Annotated in this window: 9 protein-coding genes; all 9 read left to right on the forward strand. The window is 39.2% G+C overall.

The window, feature by feature from the left end; translation table 11 throughout:
* Positions 1–930: C40 family peptidase (locus tag DWW13_RS17595; RefSeq protein ID WP_118720717.1), on the forward strand; the 930-nt coding region annotated here is incomplete at its 5' end.
* 15 nt (positions 931–945) lie between these two features.
* On the forward strand, positions 946–1,857 hold the full coding sequence (locus DWW13_RS17600) for a conjugal transfer protein (protein ID WP_118720719.1): 912 nt from the start codon (positions 946–948) through the stop codon (positions 1,855–1,857).
* Positions 1,858–1,995: 138 nt separating this feature from the next.
* On the forward strand, positions 1,996–2,316 hold the full coding sequence (locus tag DWW13_RS17605) for a DUF6442 family protein (protein WP_117888456.1): 321 nt from the start codon (positions 1,996–1,998) through the stop codon (positions 2,314–2,316).
* 19 nt (positions 2,317–2,335) lie between these two features.
* On the forward strand, positions 2,336–2,542 hold the full coding sequence (locus DWW13_RS17610; RefSeq protein ID WP_015552789.1) for a helix-turn-helix transcriptional regulator: 207 nt from the start codon (positions 2,336–2,338) through the stop codon (positions 2,540–2,542).
* A gap of 10 nt (positions 2,543–2,552) precedes the next feature.
* Entirely contained in the window at positions 2,553–2,777 is a 225-nt protein-coding gene (locus tag DWW13_RS17615; protein ID WP_117614268.1) for a hypothetical protein, read from the forward strand.
* 279 nt (positions 2,778–3,056) lie between these two features.
* Positions 3,057–3,485, forward strand: coding sequence for an RNA polymerase sigma factor (locus DWW13_RS17620; protein ID WP_117888457.1), 429 nt, complete (start codon positions 3,057–3,059; stop codon positions 3,483–3,485).
* On the forward strand, positions 3,478–3,717 hold the full coding sequence (locus DWW13_RS17625) for a helix-turn-helix domain-containing protein (RefSeq protein WP_025487352.1): 240 nt from the start codon (positions 3,478–3,480) through the stop codon (positions 3,715–3,717). Before DWW13_RS17620 ends, DWW13_RS17625 begins: the two co-directional genes overlap by 8 nt.
* 439 nt (positions 3,718–4,156) lie before the next feature.
* Positions 4,157–4,351: a hypothetical protein gene (locus DWW13_RS17640; protein WP_004614488.1), complete on the forward strand. Its 195-nt coding sequence runs from the start codon at positions 4,157–4,159 to the stop codon at positions 4,349–4,351.
* 104 nt (positions 4,352–4,455) lie between these two features.
* On the forward strand, positions 4,456–5,676 hold the full coding sequence (locus tag DWW13_RS17645; protein WP_009243513.1) for a tyrosine-type recombinase/integrase: 1,221 nt from the start codon (positions 4,456–4,458) through the stop codon (positions 5,674–5,676).
* The last annotated feature ends 151 nt before the right edge of the window (positions 5,677–5,827 follow it).

Genomic DNA, 5,827 nt, shown 5'->3' on the forward strand with positions numbered 1-5,827 from the left:
ATTAGTGCGGACAGCGACGACGAGAACAGCAATTTTTCTTCTGGCATTACGGGTATGAACTTATCCGCAGAAGTCTTGAAACATCAGCCTATGGTAGAAAAATACGCCAGAGAAAACGGTATTTCCGAGTATGTCAATGTGCTACTTGCTATCATTCAAGTAGAAAGTGGCGGTACGGCAGAAGATGTTATGCAGAGTTCAGAAAGTCTTGGTTTACCGCCCAACTCTTTAGATACGGAAAGCTCAATCAAGCAGGGGTGTAAGTATTTTGCGTCCCTGCTTTCTTCCTGCAAAAATCAAGGTATCGACGATTTGAATGTAGCGATACAGTCTTATAACTATGGCGGTGGCTATGTGGGATATGTGGCAGGAAAAGGAAAGAAACACACCTTTAACCTTGCAGAGAGTTTCGCCCGTGAGAAGTCGGGTGGAAAGAAAGTAACGTATACGAACCCGATAGCCGTTGCGAAGAACGGGGGCTGGCGGTATGGCTATGGAAATATGTTCTACGTCGAATTAGTCAATCAATATTTGACTGTGGCACATTTTGATAATGCGACGGCACAAGCGATTATGAATGAAGCGTTGAAATATCAAGGCTGGAAATATGTGTATGGTGGCAGTAACCCGAACACTTCCTTTGATTGTAGCGGACTTGTGCAATGGTGTTATGGAAAAGCTGGTATCTCCTTACCGAGAACCGCACAAGCACAATATGACGCTACCCAACATCTTCCACTCTCGCAGGCAAAGGCTGGGGACTTGGTATTTTTCCATTCCACTTATAACGCTGGAAGTTATGTAACACACGTCGGTATTCTTGTTTCGCCGACACAGATGTATCATGCAGGCGACCCGATAGGATATGCAGACCTAAGTAGTAGTTACTGGCAACAGCACTTAATCGGTGCAGGACGAGTAAAACAATAGAAAGGACTTGAAAATATGTTTAAGAAGAATAAGAAACAAACAGAAACTATCAAAGAACCAAAAGAAAAAAAGGTGCGTACTGTTAAGGTAGGCACACATAAGAAAACCGTGATTGTGTTGTGGGTGGTGCTTATCGCAAGCGTGAGCTTTGGAGTGTATAAGAATTTTACTGCTATCGACCAGCACACCACCCATGAAAAAGAAATCATTGAGCTTCGCTTGCAGGACACCAACGGGATTGAAAATTTCGTGAAGAACTTTGCGAAGTCCTACTACACATGGAATAACAGCAAAGAAGCGATTGAAGCAAGGACGCAGGCAATCAGTGGTTATCTGACAAAGGAATTGCAGGACTTGAATGTTGATACAATCAGAACGGATATACCGACCAGCTCCACGGTTACAAATGTGATTGTATGGAGTATTGAACAGTCGGGAACGGACACTTTTTCTGCTACCTACGAAGTAGATCAGCAGATAAAAGAGGGAGAACAGACAAGCAATGTGAAAGCAACCTATACCGTAAAAGTCCATGTGGACGCTGACGGGGATATGGTAATCGTTCAGAACCCTACCCTTGCCCCTGCAATCGAAAAATCAGACTATGAGCCAAAGACGCCAGAAGCAGACACAAGTATAGACGCTGATACCGTCAATGACGCTACCGCATTTTTGGAAACATTCTTTAAGCTGTACCCGACAGCTACGGAAAAAGAGTTTGCTTACTATGTAACTGGAAATGTGCTTGAACCTATCGGCAGGGACTACCTTTATTCTGAACTGGTAAACCCTACCTTTACAAAGGACGGGGACAATGTGAAAGTCAAGGTTGCCGTAAAATTCCTTGATAATCAAACAAAGGTAACGCAGGTATCGCAGTATGAGCTTGTGCTACATAAGGATAGCAACTGGAAGATTGTAGGGTAAACATTGAAAGCGTGCATTTCTGTATAGATTTGCACGCTGTATTTTTGACAAGTAAACTATGCAAAACAATTGACAACAAAACTTGGCTATGATATATTATAAGTGCCAATAAAACTTGGCAGAAAGAGAGGGTGTTTTATGAACAGAGAAGAAGTTTTAAAAAAAGTACAGAACAGAAAGCCTAATCAAATGGACGAAATGGAATTGGATATTTTACAAAAAAGTAGCACTATTGGAATGACAGTAGGTTTGATTATGTGTGTCGCTCTAATGATTATAAACATATATTCTAATCAACCATATCAAGATGTATATTCCGTATTTTGTTCAATTTTTTGCGGTCAATATATGTATAGATGGATACGTCAAAAGGACAAATTTACATTGTTTTGCGGAATATGTTGGGGCTTTGTAGCTGTATTATTATTTATTTTATATCTTACAAAAATATTTGTATAATGATTGCAAGGTACTTCTTATGAATGATGAATTGATATTGAAAAATAATTTAAAGCAAGTAAGAACAGAAAAAAAACTATCACAATCAGCTTTAGCGGAAATGGTTGGGGTATCTAGGAATACGATTAGTTCCATTGAAACGGGACAATTCAATCCTACTGCTAAACTTGCACTTATTTTGTGTATTGCACTTGATAAAAAATTTGAGGAACTATTTTATTTTTAGGAGTGATACCATGTTAGGACTTAAAAAACGTGACATAAAAAAAGCATTGAAAGCAGGAGCAAAAGCTGGCGGTGTATCATTGGCTGATGTTCGGGCGGATATTGAAGCAACGATTGATGAAGCTATGAACAGTAACGACCCAGAAGTGCAGGCAAATTTTAAAAAGTATTTTGGAAATAAACGCCCTACGCCAGAAGAATATATTTACAAGATTACAAAAAAGACAAAAGTATAATACAAAACAAATGCTTTAAGGGGGATTGTATTATGGAACATTTTAAGCGAAATTCTATACAATCATACACTACCTAACAGCATTTTATCAATAACGGAATATCTCATAGCTTTAATAGCTCGTACAGACTATATGTTTTGTGCGGGCTTTTTTTGTACCCGAAAAAATTTTTTCACTTTTTTTCAAATTCATGCAACAAATCACACCTTGCTGTACAGATATGGTGCGGAAAGAGGGATAAACACTTTTCACGTCATAACGGAAAGGGGGTGTGATGATATGAAACCGTCGGACTTCCAAAAGACAATACAATGTCAATTTGACTGCAAGTTCAAACGTGTAGTGAAAGGCATTATCTGTAATTATCGCAAAGAATTAAAGCGACGAAGAAATAAGGAAATTTCCTACTGTGAACTTCCAGAAATCGTTGTGGAAAAGCTGGCAGTCTGGGACGAATACGAAAGCGATTATACCGCCTTTGATGTATGCGGTATTGAGGTTCGTGTCCTTGATGATGATTTAGCAGAAGCGATTAAGTATCTGTCTGAAAAAGACAGAGAAATCTTGTTGATGTACTTCTTCTTAGATATGAGCGATACAGAAATCGGTAAAAAGTTAAAGATTAACCGTTCAACGTCGTTCCGCAGTAGGAAGCACTCACTTGAAGAAATCAAGAAAAAATTAAAGGAGAACATGAATGATGAATAACACACGCCCGTCATTTTACCTTATTTCGTCGGCTGTGGACGGCAACGTAAATGCGATTGAAAAGATACTGGCATTGTATGACCCGTACATATCAAAATGTTGTTTGCGTCCGTTCTACGACAAATATGGTAATGTCTGCATAGTCGTAGACATGGAATTAAAAGGACGTATCAGAGAAGCACTTATCAAAATGATTTTGGACTTTGATATTCCGTTAGAAACCGAAGAATAACAAGCAGTAACCGCAGAGCATGATTTGTTCAATCCCCTCTTTCCTGCTCTGCCCCTGCTTTTATATGAAAGCAATACGCTTTCGCCACAGCTCTTTGACAACTGAATAAAGCAGACAGATACGTTTGTGAGATAGCGAGCCACGGGGACTGTACGCCACGACCTTTTCAAAAGAAAGCGAGCGACCCACGCAGTGATCCGAGAGCGACTGTTGGAAAAGTCGTTTTGCCACGACCTATCCTCACAGAATAATGATACGTCCGCATGGTGCGGTTCTGCCCACAGGAATGGGAATAGTTGAGATACTAACGGAGCTTTCCAAAGCCGTCTGCCTGCTTATGTAACTTATAAAATAGACACGCAGTAAAGGGGGTGTTACATTATGTTAAATACTGATGTGTTAAATGATGTGATGTTCCAGCGAGGTAAGGTGTTGGAATATGAATAAAACGAAGATAAGAGCAACGGAACAGCCGATTGCTGTTGATATAGAGGGACTGTCTGCTATGTTATCTTGTGGTCGTGCTACTGCAAGAAAGATTGGCGAGCAGGCAGGAGCAAAAATTGTGATAGGTCGCAGGGTTCTTTATTCCATAGAAAAAGTCAAGAAATACTTGTTATATTTGGAAGAATAGAGCGATTTTCTATTTATGTTCTCTGGCGTGTGTAGTATAATAAGAAAGGACAAAGCACGCTGTGAGAACAAGAAAAGAGGCTTTTTCAGAAAGGAATGGTTCTCATGGCAATTAGTAGAAAAGACCCAAAAGGAAGAAAATTAAGAGAGGGCGAAAACTGGCGTAATGATGGAAGATACAGTTATCGTTATACAGATGTAAGAACAGGCAAGAGATTGACAGTCTATGCACAAGATTTACCAGAGCTTCGAGAAAAAGAGAAACAGATTGCAAAGGATATGGAAGATAACATATTGACAGACGGAGCAATCAAAAAAATGACGCTCAACACGTTATTTGAGCGTTATATGGCAACTCGTGAGCTGGCTGATACTACAAGAGTTAGTTATGTTCGTGCTTGGGAAAACAGAGTAAAAGACGAGATTGGAAATATTAAAGTTGTTCAGCTTTTACCCTCACATATTAAAGCGTATTATGCGAAACTTTCCAAAGCTGGATATGCTTATTCTACAATCAAGTATATTCACAACCTGCTTTATCCTGCATTAGAAATGGCTGTTGATGATGATATTATCCGAAAGAACCCTGCAAAAAGTTCCATTAGTGATTATGGAAAACCAGCAGAGGAAAAAGAAGCCTTAACAGTTTCTCAACAAGAAAAGTTTATGGAGTTTGTAAAACAGAGCAATGTCTATAACACATATTATCCTATGTTTACCATAATGATTGGTACGGGGTTAAGGTGTGGGGAGCTTATTGGTCTTACATGGAAAGATATAAACATCAAGGCAAAAACGGTTAATGTAGACCACCAGCTCATTTATAAGAATTTAGGCGACGGTTGCAAGTTCCATATCTCAACACCAAAAACGGAGTCGGGTATTCGTATTATACCTATGACACAAGAAGTTGCAAAAGCCTTTGAGGAACAAAGGAAAATCAATTTTATGCTTGCAAAGGATAAGAGCATTGAGGTGGACGGGTATTCGGGGTTTGTCTTTACAGCAAAATCGGGCAGACCGCTTATGCCGAATGGCGTAAATAGTGTTTTATACAACATTGTAGACGCATATAACAAAACCGAAGTAGAGAGAGCAAAAAAAGAGCATAGGAAAGCAGAGCTGTTACCAAAGTTTTCAGCTCATGTAATGCGTCACACAGCTTGTACCAGAATGGCAGAGTGCCGTATGGATGTAAAAGTTCTTCAATATATTATGGGACACGCTCATATAGATGTAACAATGGAAGTGTATAACCATATTGGAGAGCTGACAAGGATTGAAAATGAGATTGCAAGACTAGATAGTATGGTGTTAAATGCTTGACACCACAAAAAGAAAAATTGGTGTCAAATTGGTGTCAAAACAGAAAAAATCACAATTTCAAAAGAAATAAGATACTGCAAACCATTGATTTTAAAGGGTTTGCAAAAAAATAACAAAAATATTAGCACTCACCTCTTGACAGTGCTAATAA

This window comes from Blautia sp. AF14-40 (assembly GCF_003479665.1).
GTDB lineage: Bacteria > Bacillota > Clostridia > Lachnospirales > Lachnospiraceae > Fusicatenibacter > Fusicatenibacter saccharivorans.

Excerpts from the sequence above, each read along its gene's own strand:
- DWW13_RS17645 (WP_009243513.1), top strand. The coding sequence starts at position 4,456 with ATGGCAATTAGTAGAAAAGACCCAAAAGGAAGAAAATTAAGAGAGGGC.
- DWW13_RS17625 (WP_025487352.1), top strand. The coding sequence starts at position 3,478 with ATGAATAACACACGCCCGTCATTTTACCTTATTTCGTCGGCTGTGGAC.
- DWW13_RS17620 (WP_117888457.1), top strand. The coding sequence starts at position 3,057 with ATGAAACCGTCGGACTTCCAAAAGACAATACAATGTCAATTTGACTGC.
- DWW13_RS17600 (WP_118720719.1), top strand. The coding sequence starts at position 946 with ATGTTTAAGAAGAATAAGAAACAAACAGAAACTATCAAAGAACCAAAA.
- DWW13_RS17615 (WP_117614268.1), top strand. The coding sequence starts at position 2,553 with ATGTTAGGACTTAAAAAACGTGACATAAAAAAAGCATTGAAAGCAGGA.
- DWW13_RS17605 (WP_117888456.1), top strand. The coding sequence starts at position 1,996 with ATGAACAGAGAAGAAGTTTTAAAAAAAGTACAGAACAGAAAGCCTAAT.
- DWW13_RS17640 (WP_004614488.1), top strand. The coding sequence starts at position 4,157 with ATGAATAAAACGAAGATAAGAGCAACGGAACAGCCGATTGCTGTTGAT.
- DWW13_RS17610 (WP_015552789.1), top strand. The coding sequence starts at position 2,336 with ATGAATGATGAATTGATATTGAAAAATAATTTAAAGCAAGTAAGAACA.